Annotated in this window: 21 protein-coding genes, 2 tRNA genes and 1 other RNA gene; 11 read left to right on the top strand and 13 right to left on the bottom strand. The window is 67.6% G+C overall.

The window, feature by feature from the left end; all coding sequences use genetic code 11:
• Positions 1 to 80 precede the first annotated feature (80 nt).
• A tRNA-Asp gene (locus IAE56_RS08490) sits at positions 81 to 157 on the top strand.
• A gap of 95 nt (positions 158 to 252) precedes the next feature.
• Here IAE56_RS08490 and IAE56_RS08495 read toward each other — a convergent pair.
• From IAE56_RS08495 to IAE56_RS08510, 4 genes are read right to left on the bottom strand one after another with little or no spacing between them, the layout of a single operon-like run.
• Positions 253 to 1488 (bottom strand): nucleotide disphospho-sugar-binding domain-containing protein, encoded by a 1236-nt coding sequence (locus tag IAE56_RS08495; RefSeq protein ID WP_200752223.1) that lies wholly within the window; start codon positions 1486 to 1488, stop codon positions 253 to 255.
• Entirely contained in the window at positions 1485 to 2090 is a 606-nt protein-coding gene (locus IAE56_RS08500; protein WP_200752224.1) for a hypothetical protein, read from the bottom strand. Before IAE56_RS08500 ends, IAE56_RS08495 begins: the two co-directional genes overlap by 4 nt.
• The gene (locus IAE56_RS08505; protein ID WP_200752225.1) at positions 2068 to 3252 is read right to left on the bottom strand and encodes a glycosyltransferase; all 1185 of its coding nucleotides are present in this window, start codon (positions 3250 to 3252) and stop codon (positions 2068 to 2070) included. The genes IAE56_RS08500 and IAE56_RS08505 overlap by 23 nt, the downstream gene beginning before the upstream one ends.
• Positions 3240 to 4196, bottom strand: a complete 957-nt coding sequence (locus IAE56_RS08510) for an NAD(P)-dependent oxidoreductase (protein WP_234455975.1) — start codon at positions 4194 to 4196, stop codon at positions 3240 to 3242. The genes IAE56_RS08505 and IAE56_RS08510 overlap by 13 nt, the downstream gene beginning before the upstream one ends.
• Positions 4197 to 4422: 226 nt before the next feature.
• On the opposite strand from IAE56_RS08510, the gene IAE56_RS08515 reads away from it, so the two are divergent.
• Entirely contained in the window at positions 4423 to 6378 is a 1956-nt protein-coding gene (locus IAE56_RS08515; RefSeq protein ID WP_200752227.1) for a peptidyl-prolyl cis-trans isomerase, read from the top strand.
• A 216-nt stretch (positions 6379 to 6594) separates the two neighbouring features.
• Here IAE56_RS08515 and IAE56_RS08520 read toward each other — a convergent pair whose 3' ends face one another.
• A complete protein-coding gene (locus IAE56_RS08520) occupies positions 6595 to 7800 on the bottom strand; it encodes a lytic transglycosylase domain-containing protein (RefSeq protein ID WP_200752228.1) in 1206 nt (401 codons plus the stop codon).
• Positions 7797 to 8561 carry a hydroxyacylglutathione hydrolase gene (gloB, locus tag IAE56_RS08525; protein ID WP_200752229.1) on the bottom strand — a complete coding sequence of 255 codons (765 nt, stop codon included), beginning with the start codon at positions 8559 to 8561 and terminating at the stop codon, positions 7797 to 7799. The genes IAE56_RS08520 and gloB overlap by 4 nt, the downstream gene beginning before the upstream one ends.
• A gap of 11 nt (positions 8562 to 8572) precedes the next feature.
• On the opposite strand from gloB, the gene IAE56_RS08530 reads away from it, so the two are divergent.
• The 3 genes from IAE56_RS08530 to dnaQ are packed head-to-tail and all read left to right on the top strand — an operon-like array spanning position 8573 to position 10415.
• Positions 8573 to 9217: a class I SAM-dependent methyltransferase gene (locus IAE56_RS08530; RefSeq protein ID WP_200752230.1), complete on the top strand. Its 645-nt coding sequence runs from the start codon at positions 8573 to 8575 to the stop codon at positions 9215 to 9217.
• A 12-nt stretch (positions 9218 to 9229) separates the two neighbouring features.
• On the top strand, positions 9230 to 9682 hold the full coding sequence (rnhA, locus tag IAE56_RS08535; RefSeq protein WP_079220822.1) for a ribonuclease HI: 453 nt from the start codon (positions 9230 to 9232) through the stop codon (positions 9680 to 9682).
• Positions 9683 to 9686: 4 nt separating this feature from the next.
• Positions 9687 to 10415 carry a DNA polymerase III subunit epsilon gene (dnaQ, locus tag IAE56_RS08540; protein ID WP_200752231.1) on the top strand — a complete coding sequence of 243 codons (729 nt, stop codon included), beginning with the start codon at positions 9687 to 9689 and terminating at the stop codon, positions 10413 to 10415.
• 70 nt (positions 10416 to 10485) lie between these two features.
• On the opposite strand, the gene IAE56_RS08545 is transcribed toward dnaQ, so the two are convergent.
• On the bottom strand, positions 10486 to 11190 hold the full coding sequence (locus IAE56_RS08545) for a protein phosphatase 2C domain-containing protein (protein WP_108767966.1): 705 nt from the start codon (positions 11188 to 11190) through the stop codon (positions 10486 to 10488).
• 166 nt (positions 11191 to 11356) lie between these two features.
• On the opposite strand from IAE56_RS08545, the gene IAE56_RS08550 reads away from it, so the two are divergent.
• Positions 11357 to 11447: transfer RNA gene (locus tag IAE56_RS08550), tRNA-Ser, on the top strand.
• A 211-nt stretch (positions 11448 to 11658) separates the two neighbouring features.
• Complete coding sequence (locus IAE56_RS08555; RefSeq protein WP_200752232.1) at positions 11659 to 12045, top strand: DUF6165 family protein; 387 nt, start codon at positions 11659 to 11661, stop codon at positions 12043 to 12045.
• A 51-nt stretch (positions 12046 to 12096) separates the two neighbouring features.
• Here IAE56_RS08555 and IAE56_RS08560 read toward each other — a convergent pair whose 3' ends face one another.
• Entirely contained in the window at positions 12097 to 13143 is a 1047-nt protein-coding gene (locus tag IAE56_RS08560) for a glycosyltransferase family 9 protein (protein WP_200752233.1), read from the bottom strand.
• A 20-nt stretch (positions 13144 to 13163) separates the two neighbouring features.
• Here IAE56_RS08560 and IAE56_RS08565 point away from each other — a divergent pair, with 20 nt between their 5' ends.
• From IAE56_RS08565 to IAE56_RS08575, 3 genes are read left to right on the top strand one after another with little or no spacing between them, the layout of a single operon-like run.
• A complete protein-coding gene (locus tag IAE56_RS08565) occupies positions 13164 to 13913 on the top strand; it encodes a 3-deoxy-D-manno-octulosonic acid kinase (protein WP_108767969.1) in 750 nt (249 codons plus the stop codon).
• Positions 13913 to 14680 (top strand): MBL fold metallo-hydrolase, encoded by a 768-nt coding sequence (locus IAE56_RS08570; protein WP_200752234.1) that lies wholly within the window; start codon positions 13913 to 13915, stop codon positions 14678 to 14680. The genes IAE56_RS08565 and IAE56_RS08570 overlap by 1 nt, the downstream gene beginning before the upstream one ends.
• Positions 14677 to 15066 carry a nuclear transport factor 2 family protein gene (locus IAE56_RS08575; RefSeq protein WP_200752235.1) on the top strand — a complete coding sequence of 130 codons (390 nt, stop codon included), beginning with the start codon at positions 14677 to 14679 and terminating at the stop codon, positions 15064 to 15066. The genes IAE56_RS08570 and IAE56_RS08575 overlap by 4 nt, the downstream gene beginning before the upstream one ends.
• Positions 15067 to 15143: 77 nt before the next feature.
• Here the strand turns inward: IAE56_RS08575 and ffs are convergent.
• Both ffs and IAE56_RS08585 read right to left on the bottom strand, forming a co-directional pair.
• Positions 15144 to 15240, bottom strand: an RNA gene (gene ffs / locus IAE56_RS08580) — signal recognition particle sRNA small type.
• 165 nt (positions 15241 to 15405) lie between these two features.
• Positions 15406 to 15795, bottom strand: coding sequence for a hypothetical protein (locus IAE56_RS08585; RefSeq protein ID WP_200752236.1), 390 nt, complete (start codon positions 15793 to 15795; stop codon positions 15406 to 15408).
• A gap of 185 nt (positions 15796 to 15980) precedes the next feature.
• On the opposite strand from IAE56_RS08585, the gene sugE reads away from it, so the two are divergent.
• Positions 15981 to 16298 (top strand): quaternary ammonium compound efflux SMR transporter SugE, encoded by a 318-nt coding sequence (gene sugE / locus IAE56_RS08590; RefSeq protein WP_200752237.1) that lies wholly within the window; start codon positions 15981 to 15983, stop codon positions 16296 to 16298.
• A gap of 76 nt (positions 16299 to 16374) precedes the next feature.
• Here sugE and IAE56_RS08595 read toward each other — a convergent pair whose 3' ends face one another.
• The 3 genes from IAE56_RS08595 to IAE56_RS08605 are packed head-to-tail and all read right to left on the bottom strand — an operon-like array spanning position 16375 to position 22030.
• Positions 16375 to 17061, bottom strand: a complete 687-nt coding sequence (locus tag IAE56_RS08595; RefSeq protein WP_200752238.1) for a hypothetical protein — start codon at positions 17059 to 17061, stop codon at positions 16375 to 16377.
• Positions 17062 to 17083: 22 nt separating this feature from the next.
• Complete coding sequence (locus IAE56_RS08600) at positions 17084 to 18361, bottom strand: TonB family protein (RefSeq protein WP_200752240.1); 1278 nt, start codon at positions 18359 to 18361, stop codon at positions 17084 to 17086.
• A 15-nt stretch (positions 18362 to 18376) separates the two neighbouring features.
• Positions 18377 to 22030, bottom strand: a complete 3654-nt coding sequence (locus IAE56_RS08605) for a tubulin-like doman-containing protein (RefSeq protein ID WP_200752242.1) — start codon at positions 22028 to 22030, stop codon at positions 18377 to 18379.

Consider the following 22030-nt stretch of genomic DNA (forward strand, 5'->3'; position numbering starts at 1 on the left):
GCTGGCCTGTCACGCCGGAGGTCGCGGGTTCGAGTCCCGTCCGCTCCGCCATCCCGGATCCCAACAAGTTCTGCCCATGTGGAGCGGTAGTTCAGCTGGTTAGAATGCTGGCCTGTCACGCCGGAGGTCGCGGGTTCGAGTCCCGTCCGCTCCGCCAGCAGAGTTTGAAATGTCAAAGAAGATGCCCGTCGGTCCTGGACCTGCGGGCATTTTGCTTTTTCGGGGTCGATCTACGCCGGGCGTGGCCCGGCGCTACCGCAGCGATGCGACGCGGTCCAGCACCGCTTCCACCGCCAGATGCCGTTGCACGGATGCCTGCAGCGCGGCCAGCCCCGGGAACGCATCGGCCTGCAGTGCGCGTGCGAACAGCGCTGGCAGCTGATCCAGATCGCGCAGCCACAGCCCTGCGCCTGCGTCCTGCAGTCTCGCGGCGTGGTCGAACTGGTCGTAATCCAGTGGATGGACCAGCGATGGCACGCCGGCGCGCAGTGCGTGGTACATCACGCCGGCGCCACCGTGGTGCAGCACGCGGTCATAGCGGTGCAGGTGGCGCGCGTAATCGACGAATGGCAGCCGGTGCAGGTTCGGCAGCGGCTGCAATGCATCGCTTGTTTCATGCTGGTGGCCGTCGCTGACGTGGATCTGCCACTGCGGGTGCAGCGCCGCCAGCGTCGCCGCCGCCTCGGCCAGGCGCGGCTTGATCCAGTCCTGGTGGGTGCCGGCGGTGACCAGCAGATGCCGCGCGCCATCCACGAACGGCGGTGCTGCGTGCGTGCTGGGCGGTGTATGCAGCATCGGCCCGATGAACTGCAGCGCGCGTGGCCAGGTGCGCGGGAATTCCAGCTCCGGCACGCCCAGGGCGAGGATGCATTCATCTGAATACACGCGTTCGCTGCCATCGGCGCGATAGATCGACGGCACGCCCAGCCGCTGCATCGCCGGGCGCTGCCACGCGTGCACGCCGCGCTTGAACAGCCGGGTCAGCTGGCGGCCACCAGCATGCTGCAGCGCCTGCCAGCCCGTGCGCGCCGGGCGCTGGCCGCCCAGATACGGCGGCGGGCCGTCCATGCAGTCCAGCACGCAGGGCGAGGGCAGGCTGGTCCACCAGCGGATGCCGAGCTCGGCGGCCAGCAATCCGGCCGGGGGCAGGGTGAAATCGACGATGGCCAGATCTGGGCGTGCGTGCTGCCAGCGCTGCTGCAGCGATTCCCGCATCTGTTCCATCAGCCGCAGCGCCTGGGTCAGCTGCGCGTGCAGGCGCAGTGGATTGGCCTTGACCGGCGTGGGCGGGTTGGCGATCAGCCACAGCGCCGCCTCCTGGTCTGCCGACAACAGCACGCCACCGTTGAGTCCGCTTGCGGCGATCGCTGCCTGTGCGCCGGGCGTGCTCAGCACCGTTACGTCGTGCTGTGGCTGCAGCTGGCGGGCAATGGCGAGGATCGGGTGCAGGTGGCCGCTGTAGGGCGGGGCGAGCAGTTCGATCTTCATGCGTATTCCTGCTGCAGGCGCGCGGCCAGGTCGCGGGCGATGGAGAGCACGTCCGGCTGCTGCAGATAATCCATGTGACCGCTGTCGACCCACTGCCGTGCGCCGCGCCAGCCCAGCCGCGAGATCCAGTCCTGGCGGCCCACCAGGATCTGCAGGTGGGCGACCGCAGGTGCGCGGCGTGCGACCGGTCCGTAGGCCAGCACGCTGCAGCGCTGTGCGAGGGCTGGCGGCAGGGCGAGATTGGCCAGCAGTTCCAGCCCGCAGCTGCCGACCAGCAGCAGGGTGTGCGGTGCGGCGTGCAGCAGCTGGGCCAGTGCCGGCGCGTGCGCTGCGGCGAAACCCGGCTGGCGCGAGCGCAGGTAATGGCGGCTGTTGTGCCAGCTGGCCGACAGCAGCGCGGCGGGCTGGTGCTCGGGCGTGGCGGCGTCGTAGGGGAAATTGCAGGGATGCAGCACCCGGCCTCGTGCCAGCAGGGCATCGCCGAATGCGCGCTGGAGCGGGCTCAGCGCACAGCGCGCCGGATCGCTCTGCCCGGTGAGGAAGGCCAGTTGCAGTTGCGGTGTGGCCGTGGGCATCGGCTCAGCCGCCCTGGAAATCATCATTCGCCCGCACCTGGTACAGCCGGGTGCGCCAGCGGATGCGGCGCACGCAGGCCGCATGCAGCAGGTGGAATGGCTGCAGCAGTTCGGCCAGCAGCGATGCCAGCGGGCGATGACGGGCGCGACCGCCGGCGCGGCGCTGCAGGTGCACCAGCAGGCCTGTGCGCAGCACCAGCACCAGCGCGGCAACGAGTGCTGGCAGTCCGATCGGCGGCAGCACCGCCAGCACCAGCAGCACCCACAGCAGCAGCGGCGGCAGGCCATGCAGCACGCCGATCAACAGGCGCAGGCGCGGTGATTCATCGCGCAGCAGCAGCACCGCGAACAGCATCCAGCGGTGCATCTGCTGGCGGTAGCGCTGCAGCGTCGGCACGTGGGTCTGCACTTCCACCGGCGCGGTGGACTGGAACAGGCGCGCCCCCTGTCGGCGCAGCGCACGGGCCAGGGCCAGGTCGTCGGCCAGCATCCGCAGCAGCGGGGTGAATCCGCCCAGCTCACGCAGGCGTTCGCTGCGCAGCGCGTAGCACATGCCGTTGATCGACAGCGGCGGCAGCCACGGCAGCAGGCCGAGGTAGGTCAGCACCGCATTGTTGTTGACGAACTGCGCCATCAGGCGTGCGCCGCGCGCGCCGTCGTCGCGGTAGCAGGGCAGGGCGGTGACCAGGTCGGCGTCGGCCGCGCCCAGTTCATCGACCAGCTGCGCCAGCGCCGCCGCCGACAGGCGCGCATCGTCGTCCAGCACCAGCAGCACCGGTTCGCGCACCTGCCGCAGCACCGCGTCCAGCTTGAAGGTCTTCGGGTTGGTCCCTTCCGGTGCGGCCGGATAAATCAGGCGGGTGATCTGGTGGACGGGGTGTGCCGCGCACAGTGCGTCCGCAGTGGCGCGTCCGATGGCATCGGCCTCGTCCAGCAGCCAATGGAAATGCGCGTCGGGCAGCGCCTGCAGGTTGTGCTGCAGCACCTGCGCCAGCAGCGGGTCGCCGCCAAGAATGGGCTGCAGGATCGCCACGCCGCGGCCGTCGTAGCCGGCGGGCGCCTGCGGCCGAGGCGGGCGCTGGCCGAGGATGCGCAGCGCGCCGGCGGCTTTGAGGCCCATCAGCAGCAGGTACAGGACCGCCAGCAGCAGGCTGGCCAGGGCAATCCCGTTCAGGCTCAGGCCGACCATTGCGCACGCTGCTCGCTGATGAAGCGTTCGATACCGTCCTCCAGCGAAACCTGTGGTGGCCCCAGGTCTGCCAGCATGCGCTGCGGATTGAAGGTTTTTGAATAGGCGAAGGCGGCCACGCCGAAGCGGGTGATCGGCGGTTCGCTGCGAAGGCGCAGGATGCGCCAAGCGGCTTCGATCACGCTGGCCGCGCGCAGGGCCAGCGCGGTCGGCACGCGGCGGCGTGGGGCTGGCAGTTGCAGGGCGGCCAGCAATCGCTTCAGCAGGGCGTGCAGGTCCACCGGGGCGGCATTGGTCAGGTTGTAGGCCGCGCCCAGCTGCGGGGCCTGGGCGGCGCGCAGCAGGTACTCCACCAGCGTGTCGATGTGGATCAGGTCGATCTTCGGCGGGCCACCGGGGCTGACCAGCAGCGGCACGCTGCCGCGGCGCGCGGCCGCCAGCAGGCGGGGCAGCAGCACGGTGTCACCGGGGCCGAACACCGCGCGCGGGCGCAGGATGCAGGACGGGCCGTCGTAGCGGGCCAGCAGGCGTTCGGCCTCGGCCTTGCTGCGCGCGTATTCATTCAGGAAAGCGGGACCGATCGGGCTGTCCTCGTCCAGATCATGCTGGTGCGCCTCGCGGTAGAACACCGCGGTGCTGGACACCAGCAGCAGGCGCGGATGGCCGGCGCGGCGGCAGAACTCGATCACCTGCGCGGTGGTGTCCACGTTCTGCTGGCGGAACTGCGCCGGGCTGCCCCACGGGGCGACCCGGGCGGCGGCATGCACCACCACGTCGGGCCGGAACGGCAGCTCGAACGGCTGCGACAGGTCGCGCGCGGCGTAGTTGGGCAGGGGCAGCGGGCGGCGGGCGACACCGAAGGCCTGCACGCCGGGCACGTCGGCAAGGCGGCGCAGCAGGGCGCCCCCGACGAAGCCGGAGGCGCCGGTGACCAGAATGCGCATGGACGGGATCCTCCTTGTGCCTGTGACGCGCCGCAGCCGGGGCCTGCCGCCCATCTGACCGGCCAGTATGCGCCGGCTGCCGCGTCTGCGCCCAGCGCGGGCATGGCGTGGATGCCGCGCATGTGGCGCAGATCCTTGTCCCGCCTGCCTCCGGGCGGTTTTTGGTGCGGGCCGCGAAGCGGGTTACACTGCCGGGCTCGCCAATCAGGCCATGTGATTCCTCACCATGCTGCAGAAACTCCGCGACAAGACCTCAGGCTGGATCGTCACCGTGATCCTGGGGCTGCTGATGATTCCGTTCCTGTTCGTGATCGACAACAGCTACCTCGGTGGTGTCGGCGCACAGAACGTGGCCAAGGTTTCGGCACCGCCGACCTGGTGGCGCTCGGCGCCGTCGTGGTGGCCGGTGCGCATGCTGTGGCAGCACCACGAGATCAGCGCGCAGGATTTCCGCACCCGCTTCGAGCAGGAGCGCATGCGTGAGCGCCAGCAGCATGGCGAGAACTTCGACCCGCGCGCGTTCGAGAGCACCGAGAACAAGCTGGCCGTGCTGGACCAGCTGATCGACGAGCAGGTCGTGCGCCTGGTGGGCGAACAGGCCGGCGTGGTCGTCGGTGACGGCGCCGTGCGCGACTACATCATGACCATCCCGGCCTTCCTCGGCAGCGATGGCAAGTTCAACGAGAACAACTACCGGCTGGCGCTGGGCGGTGGCAATCCGCCGCGTACCCCGTCGCAGTTCCAGGAAGAAGTGCGTGCCAGCCTGCAGCAGTCGGTGATCCCGGCCGGCCTGCAGAACTCCGGCTTCGTCACCCAGGCCGAGACCGAGCGCCTGCTGAAGCTGCTGGGTGAAACCCGTGACGTCGAGCTGGTCGCGCTGCCGGAAGTCCCGGCCGATACCGCGCCGGTCACCGACGCGCAGATCAAGCAGTGGTACGAAAGCCACGGCAAGGATTTCCGCCAGGCCGAATCGGTCTCGCTGGAATACGTCGAGCTCAACGGTGCCAACCTGCCGGCGCCGGTGCCGGCCGACGAGGCCACCCTGCGCAAGCGCTATGAAGAAGAGAAGGCCAAGTTCGCGACCCCGGAACAGCGCCAGGCCTCGCACATCCTGATCACCGGCGACGGTGCCGAAGCCAAGGCCGCCAAGCTGGCCACCGAAGCCAAGGCGGCCGGTGCCGACTTCGCCGCGCTGGCCAAGGCCAACTCGGAAGACCCGGGTTCCAAGGACCAGGGCGGTGACCTGGGCTGGGTCGAGCGTGGCGCGATGGTGAAGCCGTTCGAGGACGCGCTGTTCGCCGCCAAGGCTGGTGACGTGATCGGTCCGGTCAAGACCGACTTCGGTTACCACATCATCAAGGTCGCGGCCGTGCGCGGTGGCGAAGGCAAGTCGTTCGAGGAAGTGCGTGACGTGCTGGCCGCCGAGCAGCTGAAGGCCGACGGCGAGCGTGGCTTCAACGATCTGGCCGGCCGTCTGGTCGATGCCATCAACAAGAGCCCGAGCGACCTGGTTGCCGCAGCCAAGTCGGTCGACATGCCGGTGCAGACCCTGGGCCCGATCACCCGTGCCACCGCCAGCGGTATCGCCGCCGATCCGGCCGTGCTGCGCTCGGCGTTCTCCGACGTGATGGTGCAGGACGGTACCGCCAGCGATCCGATCGCCCTGGGCGGCAGCACCAACCACAGTGTCGTGATCCGCGTGGCCGCGCACACCCCGGAACAGGCACTGCCGCTGGACAAGGCCCGTGAGCAGGTCATCGCCGCGATCCGTGCCGACCGCCAGCGCCAGGCCAGCGACAAGGCGGCTGACGCCGTGCTGGCCAAGCTGAAGGGCGGTGCCAGCCTGCAGTCGCTGGTGGCCAGCGACAAGCTGCAGGTCAGCCCGATGCCGGGCCTGCCGCGCAGCCAGCCGGTGCCGACCCCGGAAATCAACCGCGCCATCTTCAGTGCGCCGGTGCCGGCCGAAGGCAAGCCGAGCTTCGGCAAGGTCGACGTCAACGGCCACGCGCTGGTGTTCGTGGTGAACAAGGTCACCCCGGGCAACATCAAGGAAGTGACGCCGGAACAGCAGAAGCAGCTGAAGGACCAGCTGAGCCAGATCGACGGCATGGCGGCAGCCAAGGCCTACATCGACGCGATGCGCAAGAAGTTCGTGGTGCAGACCACCGAAGCGAACCTGTAAGCCGCCAGGCGAGCAGGACGAAGAAGGCCCGGCAATGCCGGGCCTTTTTTGTTGGCGCGTCCGCTGTATGTAGAGTCGAGCCATGCTCGACTGCTTTTGTGGAGACGTGAAGAAGCAGTCGAGCATGGCTCGACTCTACAAAGGGCGGAAGAGCGGAAGAGCGGTCGAGCAAGCTCGACCTCTACGAACAGCGGGGGCAGCCGCCGGCTGCGGCTGTCAGTCTTCGATGCGCAGCACGGCGCCGGGCTTCAGCACGCTGCTGCCGCTCAGGCCGTTCAACGAGAGCAGGGCCTTCACCGGCATGCCGTAGCGGCGGGCGATGGTCCAGGCTGATTCACCGTTGCGTACGGTGTGGCGGCGGTTGCGCGGGCGGTCGGCCGCGCTGGCCACGGTCCTGGCGACCTGCGGGGCCGGCTGCAGGCTTGCGCTGGGGGCAACGGCGGTCGCTGCGGTCGCAACCGTGGCGACATCGTCAACCGGGGCAGAGGCGGCGGCCACCGGGGCCAGCACGCGGGTGGTGCCTGACGGGCGGCTGCTGCCGGCCAGGGCTGGGTTCAGGCGGGCAATGCGGTTCGGGTCCAGCGCACGCTGCGCCGCCCACTGCTGCACGCTGGTGCCCGCTGGCAGGGTGTGGCCTTTCAGCACCGGCACGGTGCGGTCCAGCGAGGCCATCACGCCGGGTTCGTCTTCGGCATCCTCCAGCACACAGGCCAGGGCATGCAGCTTCTCGACGTAGGCATGGGTGACCGGCGACAGGCCGGGCAGGGCCGCCGGCTTGGCGTTCTGCGCGTTCATCCCCGCCTTGCGCATCGACTGCAGCACGCGGTACTCGCCGGCGTTGTAGGCCATGGTGGCCAGGCGCCAGTCGCCGCCGAACATGCCGTGCAGGGTCTTCAGGTAGCGCACCGCGGCCTGGGTGGAATCCACGGCCGACAGGCGGCCGTCGTAGCCGTTGGCCATCGGCACGCGGTGGTTGCGCGCGGTGGTGGCGATGAACTGCCACAGGCCGGTCGGGCCGCTGCCGTTGCGGGCGTTGGGGCGGTAGCCGCTCTCCACGAACGGGATGAGCGCGAATTCGGTGGGCAGGCTGGCCTTGCGCAGTTCTTCGACCACGTAGCCGAACAGCACCAGCGCATCGTCATCCTGGTTGGCCAGGCGCGAGGGGGCATGGGCGAACTGCTTCTGCCAGCGCGGGCTGGTGGCCTCGGCGTCGCAGGTCGGTTCAGCCAGGCCCTCGCGGAAGCTGGCGAAGATCTCCTGGCCGTTGCGGACCGAGGCGGCCGGCAACAGGGCCGGGTCCATCGGCACGGCCGACGCGGCGGTCAGGTTCTGGCTGATGCCGGCGCCCAGCGACTGCGCGCCCGCGTTTCCGGCCAGCCCCAGGACAAGGCCCAGGGCCAGCGGCAGACTTCGGCGCATCATGCGCGGAAGCCGTCTTTCCAGTGCCGGAGACCGGCCATGACATCGACGTCGTCCACGACATCGCGCCCCAGGTGCGCTGACACCGCCGCGCGGATCGGCGCGGTGTGCACACGCAGGAACGGATTGCAGTCCAGCTCGTTGGCCAGGGTTACCGGCAGGGTGGAACGGTCATCGCGGCGCATGGCCAAAGCCTCCTCTTGGCGCTGCCACAGGGCAGCGTTGGCGGGGTCGACATGCCGCGCGAAGACGGCATTTGACACGGTGTACTCGTGGGCGCAACAAAGCAGCAGTTGCACAGGCAAGGTACCCAGCTTGCGCATCGACGCCAGCAGCTGGGACGGCGTACCTTCGAACAGGCGCCCACAGCCCAGGCTGAACAACGAATCTCCGCTGAAAAGATGTTCAGCAGTGTGAAACGCGATGTGGCTGCGGGTATGCCCGGGCACGGATAGTACGTGGAACATCCGGCCCAGTGCCTGAACGCGTTCACCTTCGCCCACCCGTTCGGTGGCGGTCGGGATGCGCTCGTCGACCGGCGCGATCACACGCGCGCTGGGAAAACGCGCCTGCAGCGCGGGCACGCCGCCGATGTGGTCGTCGTGGTGGTGGGTCAGCAGGATGGTGTCCACGCGCAGGCCTTGGTCGGCCAGCGCCAGCACCGGCGCGGCATCGCCGGGGTCGACGACCACGGCGGCGCCATCGTCGGCGATCAGCATCCAGATGTAGTTGTCCGCAAATGCGGTCAGGGCAGTCAGTCGCATAGAATTGGACCATGCCCCTGCTGCAGAGCCACCGTCAAGCGAGCCTGGTGCCGTGGTTCGACAGCGAGCCGGCGGCAGCCCTGCGCCTGCTTGAGCGCCAGCTGTTGCTGCCACGGCTGGCCGGCCTGCCGTCCCAGCCCTGGCTGTGGATCGCACCCACCGCCGCCTGGCTGGAGGATGCGCAGCTCGGCGGCCGCGGCCTGCGCCTGTACCGCGAGGGCGCCGGCTATGCCGGTGACACCCGCTGCGCGCTGCCGCTGCCGCTGGCCAATGAAAGCGTCAACGCCATCGTGCTGCAGCATGTCACCGCCGCCGATGCCGATTACCTGCTGGATGAGTGCTCGCGCGTGCTGATGCCCGGCGGCCAGTTGTGGCTGAGCAGCCTCAACCCGTTCAGCCCCTTCCGCACCCGCTGGCGCCAGCATGGGCTGGTGGTGCGCACGCCGCAGCGGCTGCGCCTGCTGCTGGCCCGCCATGGCCTGGAATGCGATGACACCCGCTACCTGGGGCCGCTGTGGCAGGGCGCCGGCAGCCGCCGTCGGGCGGGCTGGGCGCCGTTGCGCGCGGCCTGCCTGTTCCATGCCGAAAAACGTACGCTGGCCCTGCCCGGGCCGACCCCGCTGCCGGTGCGCTGGCACGGCACCGTTGCTACCTGATCTGGAGTTGTATTGAAAACCATCGAAATCCACACCGACGGTTCCTGCCTCGGCAATCCCGGCCCGGGTGGCTGGGCCGCACTGCTGCGCTACAAGGGCCACGAGCGCGAACTGAGTGGCGGAGAAGCGCATACCACCAACAACCGGATGGAGCTGATGGCGGCCATTTCCGGCCTGGAGACGCTGACCGAGCCCTGCGACATCGTGCTCTACACCGACTCGCAGTACGTGCGGCAGGGCCTGACCCAGTGGATGCCGGGCTGGATCCGCAAGAACTGGAAGACCGCCGGCGGCGACCCGGTGAAGAACCGCGAGCTGTGGGAGCGCCTGCATGCGGCCACGCTGCGGCACCAGATCGACTGGCGCTGGGTGAAGGGCCACTCCGGTGACCCCGACAACGAGCGGGTCGACACCCTGGCGCGCAATGCCGCGATCCAGATCCGCGACGGCAGCCCGGTAAACTGAGCCCATGCGTCAGATCATCCTCGATACCGAAACCACCGGCCTGGAATGGAAGAAGGGCAACCGCATCGTTGAAATCGGCTGCGTGGAGCTGTTCAAGCGCCGCCCGACCGGCAACAACTACCACCAGTACATCAAGCCCGACGTCGACTTCGAGCAGGGTGCGCAGGAAGTCACCGGCCTGAGCCTGGATTTCCTGGCCGACAAGCCCGAGTTCGCGCAGATCGCCGAGGAGTTCCTGGCGTTCATCGATGGCGCCGAGCTGATCATCCACAACGCGGCGTTCGATCTGGGCTTCCTTGATTACGAGCTGTCCCTGCTGGGGCCGCAGTACGGCAAGATCACCGACCGCTGCACGGTGATCGATACCCTGGCGATGGCGCGTGAGCGCTTCCCCGGCCAGCGCAACTCTCTGGATGCCCTGTGCCGGCGCCTGGGCGTGGACAACTCGCACCGTGCGCTGCACGGCGGCCTGCTCGATGCGCAGATCCTGGGCGATGTCTACATCGCGCTGACCTCGGGGCAGGAAGAGATCGGCTTCGGCCTGGAGGACGACAGCGGGGCCGATGGTGCCGCGCTGCTGGCCTTCGATACCAGCCAGCTGCTGCCGCGCCCGCGCGTGGTGGCCACGGCTTCAGAGCTGGAGGCGCACACCGCGCGGCTGGAGCGCCTGCGCAAGAAGGCCGGCCACGCGTTGTGGGATGGCCCGAAGGTGGAAGAGGTCGCGAGCGCGTAAGCGCGTTGGTAGTGCCGGCCGCTGGCCGGCATCCACGACGCGTCATCCACGCATGGCGTGGATCTACGGGTTAATGGCAGCGCACCAATATGACGGTGATGTTGTCCGACCCACCGCCGTCCAGGGCCGAGGCGACCAGGCTGTCCACGCATTCCTGGGCGCTGGCGTCGTCGTAGGCGAGGGTGCGGGCGATGTCGCGGTCATCGACTTCCTCGGTCAGGCCGTCACTGCACAGCAGCAGCTGCATGCCCGGGCGCAGTTCGCCACTGGTGGTGGCCACGTTCAGATGGTTCGGGTCGGTCACGCCCAGCGCCTGGGTCACCACGTTGCGGTGCGGGTGGGCGCGCGCCTGTTCGGCGGTCAGGTTGCCCTGCGCGACCAGTTCCTGCACCACGCTGTGGTCCTGGCTGAGCTGGGCCAGCTGGCCGTCGCGCCACATGTAGGCGCGGCTGTCGCCGACCCAGGCCACTTCATAGCGGTTGCCCTGCACGCGTGCGGCGACCACGGTGGTGCCCATCGGCAGGGTGTCGTTGCGCCGCCGCGAGGCACGGATGATCTCCTCGTCGGCGGTGCGGATGGCGTGGGCCAGCGGGGCGCCACGGCGGATCTCGCGGACGATGGTCTCGCGGGCCAGGGCACTGGCCACCTCGCCGCAGGCGTGCCCGCCCATGCCGTCGGCCACCAGCCACAGGGCCAGCTCGCTGTCACCGTAGTAGGTGTCCTCGTTGAGCTCGCGGCGCAGGCCAGGGTGGGTGAGGTGTCCGAATTCGATCATGGTGGTTGCTGGGCGGGGTCATGCCGGGGAGAACGGCATCATCACGGCCAAGCGGACATCCGGCAAGGCGTTCAGTCAGAAATATTTCACATGATGGGCCGCAATGGCTTGTGGTCTGCCGCGCTTCCTCGTATGATGCGCGTCCCCGGTTCGCCGGGGAACACCTGGAGAGGTGGCAGAGCGGTTGAATGTACCTGACTCGAAATCAGGCAGGCGTTTATAGCGCCTCGGGGGTTCGAATCCCCCCCTCTCCGCCAGATTAAAAAAGAAGGGCTGCCGAAAGGCAGCCCTTCTTTTTTAATCTGGCGCGGGATGCGGTGCGCGCTTTGCGCGCCTCGCCCCGCCCCTGTCGGGGCAGCCCCTCAACAGAGGGGCTTGTTCCACCCGACGCGCCATCGGGTTGCTGTCACGCGGGAACAGCGTCTTCGCTGCGGTTACCATGTGCGCATCAATTGCTGGAGCGCTGCCATGACCGCTGAAATCCTCGTGCCTGTTTCTTTTGGCGAACTGCTGGACAAGATCTCGATCCTGCAGATCAAGTCCGAGCGCATCAGTGATGAAGGCAAGCTGGCCAACGTGCGCCGCGAGCTGTCCGCGCTGGATGCCACCTGGATGGGCCATCCGGCGGCGGTGAAGGACATTGCCAGGCTGCGTGCCGATCTGAAGGCGGTCAACGAGCAGCTGTGGGACATCGAGGACGAGGTCCGCCTGAAGGAGAAGGCGCAGGCCTTCGACCAGGCCTTCGTTGATCTGGCCCGCAGCGTCTACCTGCGCAACGACGAGCGCGCGCGCATCAAGAAGGCGATCAACCTGGCGCTGGGCTCGGCGTACGTGGAAGAGAAGTCGTACAAATAACCCCACGCCCTGCGTGGAGGGTGCGGGCCACATGCGGCCCGCACCGGTCGCTCAGCCGAGGTGATCGGCTACATAGCGCTCGAAGGCGGCGATGCCGTCCTCGACGGTGATCAGTTCCATCACATCGTCGAACTCGATCTTGGTGCCCCACTTGAGGTCGGCCGCCTGCTTGCCCAGGTACTTGCGCGCGGCATCGTCGTAGCGGTCCACGCAGTAGCGCCGGTCGGAGTACGGGCCGCTGCGGTGCGGGTTGCTGGCCGCATGCAGGCCCAGCACCTTGGTGCCCATCGCATTGGCGATGTGCATCGGGCCCGAATCCGGGGTCATCACCAGGTTGGCGCGGGCCAGCAGGGCCGGCAGCTGCTTCAGCGTGTCCCTGCCCACCAGGTCCAGCGCCGGCGCCGCCAGCTGGGTGAGGATGGCATCGGCCATGCTGCGCTCCAGTTCGCTGCGGCCACCGCACAGCACCACCTGCCAGCCACGCGCGCTGGCATGGTTGGCCACCGCTGCGTAGCGGTCGGCGTACCAGTTGCGCATGACGTGGCTGGAGCACGGCGAGATCATCAGCACCGGGCGGCCATCATCGGGCCACTGCGCCGCGGCCCACTCGTAGGCCGACGGCGGCACCGCCAGGTCCCAGCTCACTTCGGTCTGGCACAGCCCCAGCGGCTCGCAGAAACTGCCGATCGCATCGAGCACGTGGATGCCGGGCCGGTCGGGAATGCGTTCGTTGATGAACAACCCATGCAGGTCCTTGGAGCGGCTGCGGTCATAGCCGATGCGGCGCTCGGCCGGGATGAAGGCCGACAGCAGGTTCGCGCGGAACGCCACCTGCATCTGCAGCAGCGCATCGAAGCGCCCCGGCGGCAGCTGCTTGCGCAGTTCCTTGACGCCGGCCATGCCGGTCTTCTTGTCGTACGCATGGAAGACCACGCCGGGCAGGCCATCAAGCAGCTTCTGGCCGACCTTGTCGATGATCCAGTGGATCGGCGTGTCCGGGCGCGCGGCCTGCAGGGTGCGCACCAGGGGCACAACGTGGGTGACATCCCCCAGGGCAGACAGGCGCAGGAGGCACAAGGATGAGGACGCTGATGCCATGTGTTGTTAGACTCAATGGAATGGTCGTATTTGACGCCAATGAAGCGCTGACGCCATGCCGCGAGGGTCGCGGCATCGGGGCCATTCTGTTCGACCGCGAGCGGCTGCGGCAAGCCGAGGTCGGCCTGTTCTCGCCCCAGCACTGGGGCAGTAGGGCCCGGCCGGTGGCGGAAGGCGGTCGCGGCAGTGCCTGGTTCGTCGATGCGTCCTTCGGCCCTGGCGTACTGCGGCACTACCTGCGCGGTGGCCTGGCAGCCAAGCTCAGCCGGGACCAGTACATCTGGCGCGGCGCGGATCGCACCCGCAGTTTCGCCGAATTCCGGCTGATGCGTGCCCTGCGCGCGCAGAAGCTGCCGGTGCCCCGGCCGATCGCCGCCTTCTACATGCGTGAAGGCATGCGCTACCGCGCGGCCATCCTGATGGAGCGCATCGAGGGCGTACGTTCGCTGGCCGACCGTGCGCTGGTGGCCGGCCGTGGCGCACCCTGGGAAGAAGCGGGCCGGCTGATCGCGCGTTTCCATCGCGCCGGCCTGGACCACGCCGACCTCAATGCCCACAACATCCTGTTCGATGGCAACGGCCATGGCTGGCTGATCGACTTCGACCGCGGGGTGATCCGCATCCCGGCCACCGCCTGGCGCGAGCGCAACCTCAAGCGCCTGCTGCGCTCGCTGGTCAAGCTGCGCGGCGAGCGCAGCGTGGAAGACGTGCAGAAGGACTACGCGCGCCTGCGTCGCGCCTACGACATGGCCTGGAACCGGGGCACCTGATGGACTGGTCATTGCGTTTCCTCGGCGTCGGCAATGCGTCGGCGGTCGAGCTGGGCTCGCCCATGTCGGTGATCGAGCGTGATGGCCGGCCGTGGCTGACCATCGACTGCGGCGGCGAAGGGCTGACCGCGTTCAAGGCGCACTACGGGCACCTGCCGCAGGCGGTGTTCGTCACCCATGTGCACCTGGACCACGTGGCCGGCTTCGAGCGGCTGTTCGTGGATACCTTCTTCAACACGCACCGGCGCGGCAAGGTGCGCCTGTACGTGCCGGCCACCGTGGTGCCGCTGCTGCACAAGCGCGTGGCCGATTACCCCAACGTGCTGGCCGAGGGCGGCGCGAACTTCTGGGATGCGTTCCAGCTGATCGTGGTGGGCGATGCGTTCTGGCACGAGGGCGTGCGGCTGGAAGTGTTCCCGGCGCGCCACCATTGGCCGGAGACCGCCTACGGGCTGCGCCTGCAGGGCGCGCTGACCTGGAGCGGCGATACCCGGCCGATTCCGGAGATGCTGGCGCGCTTCGCCAATGACAACGAGCTGATCGCCCACGACTGCGGCCTGCATGGCAACCCGTCGCACACCGGCGTGGATGACCTGGAGCGCGAATATAGCGCCGAGCTGCAGTCGCGGATGATGCTTTACCACTACGCCAGTGCGGCCGATGGCGAGGCGCTGGCAGCACGTGGGCACCGGGTCGCGCAGCCGGGGCAGTGCGTGCCGCTGGCGACGCCGACGGCGCCGCACGTGCTGGCGCAGGATCCGCCGTGAACACCTCCGGCCAGCCTGCCGACGCGGCGCTGGCGGCCGAGCTGGAACATCTGGAGCGCGCGCTGCACACCCCGCAGGTGCGCGGTGATCGTGTGCGGCTGTCGGAACTGCTGGATGAGGATTTCAGCGAGATCGGCAGCTCCGGCCAGTGCTACGGCCGTACGGCGGCGCTGGCGGAGATCCCGCTGGAGCGGGCGCAGGTGCAGATCGAATCTGAACAGTACGCAGTCTCGCTGCTGACGCAGGACTTGGCCCAGGTGCGTTACCGCAGCCGCTACCACGTGGATGGCCAGCCGCAGCGCTGGGTGCTGCGCAGTTCGCTGTGGCGTCGGCATGCGCAGGAATGGCGGGTGGTGTTCCATCAAGGAACGCCCGAAGCACGGTAGCGCCGGGCCATGCCCGGCGAAGGGCGCCAACCAAGGTTGGCCGCTACCAGGGCGGGGCACGGCCCAAAAAGGCGGTGGCCCCGCCGGCTGACCTCGGCGCCCGCGTCGATCGATACCGTTGCTGCCTTCCGGCCCTGGCGGGATTTTCGACCTAGCGTCGCGAGGGGCCGACGGGGCCACCATAGAGACGTTGGCCGCCCAAGGGCGGCCGGTTCACGGATCAGGGGAAGCAGCGCGTCGCGCGCCGGAGACCACAGCCGGACTGCACATCGGCTGGCCGATGGCAGGCGCGCATTCTAGCGCAGGCAGGCAGGTGCGCGCCAGCGTCACGCGCGGTATTCAATCCCCGCGTTGCCACAGCAGGTGCAGGTCGCCGTCCACGAAGCCCAGGCCGACGCCCTGGGCCAGGCGCAGAGACGCACCGGGCGTGCCTTCCTGCACCAGCGGCATCAGCAGTCCGCGCATGTTTTCCAGACAGCTTGCCCAGTCCGGCCCGGTGAACGCGGTGGCGATCTCGAGTGGCGGATGGCTGGGGCGCCAGCACTCGTCGCATGGCCAGTCCGGATCATTGGCATCGAAGCGCTCGCAGCCGACCAGTTCCAGGGTAAAGCTGGCCTCGTCGTCGGCCGCACCGTCCACCAGGTTGAAGCAGTAGCCGCGCAGCGAGGCCGGGCGCGGCTCGCGCAACGTTTCCGCCAGCCACGTCGTCAGATCCTCCTCAACGCCCATGCAGCACTCCGGACGAAAACGCCATTATGGCATGGCCTGTCCGCCTGAATCCCATGTAATCACAGTGCGCGCAGCACGGCCCCGCGCATCCGGCGTTGCTAGAATGCGGCCGCAGGAGGAACGACCTCCCCCGCATCGGGAATCAATGACCAGGACGGCCTGGCCCTACCAAGAGGAGGGCCGTCATGGCCTGGATCTATCTGTTGTTCGCTGGCCTGCTGGAAATCGTCTGGGCCGTGTCCATGAAGCAGTCCGAAGGCTTCAGCAGGCTCACCCCCACCGTGGTCACCCTCCTCGGCATGATCGCCAGCTTCTGGCTGCTGGCCGTAGCCATGCGCAGCCTGCCGCTGGGTACCGCCTACACGATCTGGACCGGCATCGGCGCGGTCGGTGCGTTCGTGGTCGGCATCGTGTTCCTCGGCGAGCAGGTCAGTGCGATGCGCATCGGCGCGGCCGTGCTGATCGTCTGCGGCCTGGTGCTGATGAAGCTGTCCAGTAGCTGAGGCCGCTGGACGCAGGGGCAGTCGCTGCCCTGCCTGGAAGATCCACGCCGAACGTGGGTCTTCCAGGCGTGCAGGATCAGCGCTGGGCGATGCTCGAATGCAGGGGAATCAGATCGGTGCCGTCAAAGACGACCTGGATCTGCTGTGTGCCACGGGTAGCGCGCTCGCCGTTCACGAACAGATCGGTTTCGATGGCATAGCGGCCCTGCGGCATGCTCGACGGGAACGTGATGGTGAAGGTGTTTTCATAGCCGCCGCTACCGCGGGTCGTGCTTGCGACCTTTTCGCCTTTTTTGAACGGCTGGTTCTGCCCCGGTTCGTAGATGCGGATTTCTTCCTTGACCTGTTGGATCGGTGTACTGCGCCCTTCCACGGCTTCGATGTTGGAGATCACCCGCAATGGCTCGCCACGGCGCACGTTGGCGGCCGACAACTGCGTGTCGTAGCGCAGCACTTCAGGCTGTTCGGGCAGCTGGGCATAGCGGGATCGATAGTCGCTCTCGACGTCCTGCGCGCTGCGGGTGCGCTTGCTCTGTGCATTGATGACAAAACATGCTGCAACGCCGGCGGCGGCACCGACATAGGCTCCCCGCTCGCCTTCGGCCAAGGCCCCCGCGCCGGCACCAAGCACCACCGCGCCCAGGCACTTGCCCCAGTCCGAGCGTGTCATGGTGCCCTCGGCGCAGCCACCCAGGCTGACGGCGATGGCGGCGGCGAGCAGCAACGAGTGCCTGCCAGGAGAAAGGGAGAGGGAGTGGTTCATGATCGGTCCTTGGTCGATGGGGTCATTCAATAGTGGTTTCGCGCATGACGCGGCCGCGTTCGCTGCGTGCCTGCTGGATCACGTCCCGCGCATCTCTCGAGCTGGGGTTGATCGACAGCGCCGACTCCGCCAATGCAATGGCCACGTCGTACCGGCCGGCCCGCAATTCGCGCCTCGCCTTGTCGATCATGGAAACCTCCTGCCCGCTCTGGGGCGTCGATGCGTCGCCACGCGAACTGCTGCTGGGCGGGTCGAAGGTGATTTCCTTCTGGATGACACCTGCGGCGGCTTGCCCGGAGATGATGGCCGGCATGTAGCGCCAGCGTGAGGCCGCTTCTTCCGCGGCACGATCCAGGTAACGGTTTCCACTTGAGCGGAAAACGCTCACATGCCGTGCGGTGCCATCGGCTCCCACGTTGATGGTCAGAACCACCGAGCCGCCTGCACCGTCGCGCAGTGCCTGGCTTGGGTAGCGCACGGGTGGATCCTCCTGCGCGCCGGGCAGTAGTGACGCGGGGCGGTCAGGGATCGCCGGCGGTGAGGGGCCCTGGGTCGGAACCGCGAGTTCGGCGGCATCTTCCGCTTCGGCGCGCTGGCGTTCCAGGGCCGCCTTCTCGGCTTCTTCGACGGCTGCCCGTTCTGCTGCCTCGCGCTGCTGCCGCTGCAGCTCTGCGGCCTGTTGTGCCTGGTTTTCGAGCTGTTGACGCAGATGCTGGGTGCGCTGCTGCAGATCGCTCCAGTACGCGGTGGGCGCACTGCGCCTCAGGTTGGCCAGTGCGGCATCCGCGCAGGCCGGGTCCTCGTTCTGCAGGCAGGCTTCCACCGCAGTACGCCATTGCTCGAACTGCGTGCCATCGGTGGTTTCCTTCTTGCCGTCATCACGCAGGAACATCGCAGCACCCACCGAGCCCACCACCAGGGCCACCAGCACCACCGGCAGCCGTGAGCCCGTGCGCCGGGGCGGTGCCGCAGGCGCGGGGCGCGGGTCAGGCACCACTGCGGCCGCATCCCCAGCCGCGGGCGGCTGCACGACCTTCTGTTTCTTCTTTCTGCCGGGTGCGGCCGATGCAGCAGCATCCTGCACCGTCACCGCTGCCGGCGACGGTGGGATCGGCGGCAGCGACGGGACCGGTGGCGGCAGTGCGTCGTTGTGCGGAACGGTCTCCTGCACGACTGCATCGGCCTTGGCAGTGGCCGGTTGCGAGCGGCTGCAGAACGGGCAGAAGGCGACCGCGGCTGCGAAGGGGCGTTCGCAGGCCGGGTTGACGCAGGTAATGGCAGAGGGGCGGGATGTGGCCATGGTAACCAGCTGAAATCAGGCGACAGGCAGCGGCGGCGGCGGCGGCGCCATCGGTGCTGCAAACAGTGAAGCGAGCTCCGGCAGCGCACTGGCAGCCGTCCAGGCAAGGCCCTCGCGCCACAGCAGACTGCTGCCGGTGATGCTGCCTGCGGCCACGTACTGCTGCAGGTGCTGCACCGTGTACGGACCCAGTGACTGGCCGTTATGGGCCAGGTAGTACTGGTATGTCACGCCCGGCGGAGGAGGCGGCAATGGGCTTCCAGGCGGGGGCGGCGGAACCGGGCCGGTTGCGAGGGCTGGAGCCGCCTGTGCAACGGTCGCAGCAGCCGCAGCAGCCGTCATTTCATAGAACGCGGCCGTCACCTGCCGCTTATCGCCGCGATCCTGCGCCACTTCATCGCCGTACGCATCGCCGGTCGAACCTTCGATGGTGCTGGTCCACGTGTTGAACAGTGCCTGTGCCTGCTGTTCGATGGCAGCAGCTTCATCGCCGGCCTGCTGCTCAAGACGGTTGCGATACTCCTGTGCAAGCATCTCGCTCAGCTTGTAGGGGAAGCGCTTCTTCAGGCTCTCGCGACCCTGTTGGTCTTCTTCCTTCTGCGGCTTGTAGGCAACGCTGGCGATGTGGCGGAACAGGTGCATCAGCAGGGCCAGCTGCACCGGCTCGCGCAGGTTGGCCGTGCGTGCGCGGACCTGGTCCTGCAGGTTGCGCTTGTCATTGCCGTCGAGCCCGCTCTGACGCACGGCAAACTCATCGCCGATGCTGAAGCTGTCGCCCTCAAGCTTGATTTCATACTTGCCATCGGGCCGTCGTTTCAGCACGCCAAGGCCCAGTGCATGCAGGTACAACCGGAAGTCTTCGGCGAACTGGCGGTACTGGTCCTGCGAGAACTGCATGGGCTGGACGAACTGGCTCACCCGCTTGTGCGTATGCAGGGGGATGAGCGCCGCTTCGGTCCGGTATGCGGCCTGGTAGGTTGGCAGCGGGGTCAGGGCAGGGGCCGGGAAACCGGACAGCTCGGTGAAGCAGACAAGCTTGCCCGCGATGCCCGACTCGACGAAGGACAACTGGCCAGCGGTCATGCCGATGCCTTGTGGCAGGGCCTGTTCCAGCTGGGCGCCATACAGGCTGCGGAAGGTGCTGGCGTTCTTCACGCCGATGAGGCAGGTGTAGCGATCCTTGTTGATGCCAAATCCACCGTTGAGGTTCAGCGGTACCCACGGCATCGCGCGCTGCATCAGCAGCCTGAAGGTCTCGCGCAGTTGATCCGGGGTCAGCGCCACCAGTGCCTGCATCAGCGGATCCTGCTGGCTGCGCGCGCTCTGTGGCAGCTGCGCGGTGGCTTTGCTGCGCAGCTTGGTGACCAGCTCCTCGGCCCCGCCATCGCTGACCAGCTTCTGGAACAGCGTCTGTGAACCACCAAAGTCCTTGAACGCATCCTTGGCCCACTGACGGAACTCGAGCGGGTCGATCGCAGCGACTTCCTCGTCCTGCGGCGCCTTCAGTGCGATCAGGGTGGCGTGCTTCTCCGCGATGGCCGCTTCGATCTTGGCGATGTCGCGGTCGATGCGCTGCAGCAGCTGTTCGACCGATTGACGACCTGCCTGCAGCCGGCCGACGAACCCGCTCCAGACCGGGCGGCCGCTGGCATCGACTCCTTCTTTCTCGCCCAGCCAGCCGGAGACTTCGCGCAGCAGCGCAGCTGCCTCACGAGCCGCCACGGCGCGTACATAGAACAGCAGGCGATCGCCAATGGTTTCCTTGATCTGCGCCAGCACCGTCTCGGCCTGTTTTTCCTTGCCGCTGATGCGTGCCAGCAGACCGCGGCCGGTGGTTTCCTTCAGGCGTTCGAACTCGCGGGCAAGCTCGCCGTTGCTCAGGCGCTCACTGATCTCGGCAAAGCGCTGTGCGTTGCGTTCCAGTGCGGGAATGATGCCGGTGGCGTCGTTTTCCAGCCGATCCTTGATCATCTCCACCAGGGCCAGCGTGTAATCCAGGCCGCCCCGCTCATCGTCGTCCAGGCGGCGGAAGATCTGCGCGGGCAGTGCAAGCTCGTCGATGATGCGTGCAAAGGCCTGCTGGCGATTCTCGCGGATGCGGACCTCGTGGTTGCGGTCGGCGCTGTCCACGCGGTTGCCCTGGGTATCGCGCTCCAGCTGCTTGATGATGTCCTGGACATGCAGCGGCCACTGTTCGCGGTCTGCGCTGCCGAACATCAGCTGCTGGAAGGCTGCCTCGACCTTCTGCTCGATCTGGGCCCCGATACTGTTGTCGCCGCTGACCTTCAGCAGTTCGTCGGCGACCTGGTAGTGGGTGAACTCGCCGTTGACGGTCGCCAGGTCACCGCGGGACAGAAACTGCGGGATCTCGGTGAACGTGCGCGGCACCACCGACAGCTGCTCGCGCATGAAATCATCACGCTCCTTGTCGGTTGGGCGGTTGCCCGCAACCTGCGCAGTCGCCACGCCGAAGAATGCCTTCAGCATCGCCTGGACCTGCTGGTTGATACGGACGTTCTGCCGCTGGTCGACCTGCGTGTCCAGTACGGCCTGGCCAACGCCGGAATAGCTGGCAGTGAAGCGCATTTCGGTATCGTCGCCGTAGTCCTGCGGGAGCGGGACCGAATAGGCGCGGATCTTGTGCTGGTTCTGGTTCACCGCGACCGAACGCTTGCGGTTGGCGAAGTCCTGGGAGGTGAAGTCAGTGAAGAAGATGTCGGACAACATCTCGTAGATGTCTTCCTGCTCGCTGGTCTTGGCCATCGCAACATTGGTGTTGTCGACGATGTACACATCATCGAACGGCCGTGCATCGATGCTGAGGTTGTCCGAGGCGTTCCACTGCTTGACTAGGCGGGTGCCGCGCAGCGCGGTCTCCAGCTCCATCAGTGCCGCGTAGCCGTTGGCCTGGATGCGGTCGGGATTGGTCGTGCTGACAAAGCCGCCGGGCAGGACCATGTACAGGTCCACCTTGCCGTCGACGTTCTTCTCCTTGAGGATCGCCTTGGCCAGGTAGCCCATGTCCAGGAAGGAGCCGGAGCCGGTACCGCCAGCCACTGAACCGGTGATCACCACGCGGACCTTGCCGGGCTCGATTTCCAGGCCCAGCCGCTTCAGTCGTTCCGCACGTGCACCGATGTTGCTCAGCAGCGTTTCCAGCTTGTCACGCAGCTTGTCGCGGATCATCGGGTACTTGTCGAAGAAGTACAGCCTCGACAGGGCGCGGATCTGCCCGGCGCCCTTGCTCGGGTCGATGCCCAGGTTGGCGATCTTGTCCGGCGTCAGCGGGAACCATTCGGCCACTTCGCGATGGCGACGAAGTTCATCGTTGGAGTGGGTGTACTTTGCGAGGTCCAGCCGCTCGATGATCTTTTCTTCGGAGGTGAAAGCGACCTGCTCGGCAATCACATCGGTCTTCACCGACTTGCCGTCCTGGGTCACTTCGCCTGCATCCAGATCGAAGTTGATGAACTGGGCAACCGGGAAGTCACTCAGCTCTTCCACCCGGGCGTTGCCACCCCAGATGGCATTGAGGATGCGTCGGCGAAGGCGGATGTTGACCTTCATGCCGGTGCCGCCGAGGGCGATGAACAACGTCGGCCGGATCTTCTCGGTCACCTGGGTCGGCGCGGCGGCCACCGTCGAGGAATTGTCGCTGGACTGGCTCAT

The organism is Stenotrophomonas sp. S41 (genome assembly GCF_016624625.1).
Classification (GTDB): domain Bacteria; phylum Pseudomonadota; class Gammaproteobacteria; order Xanthomonadales; family Xanthomonadaceae; genus Stenotrophomonas.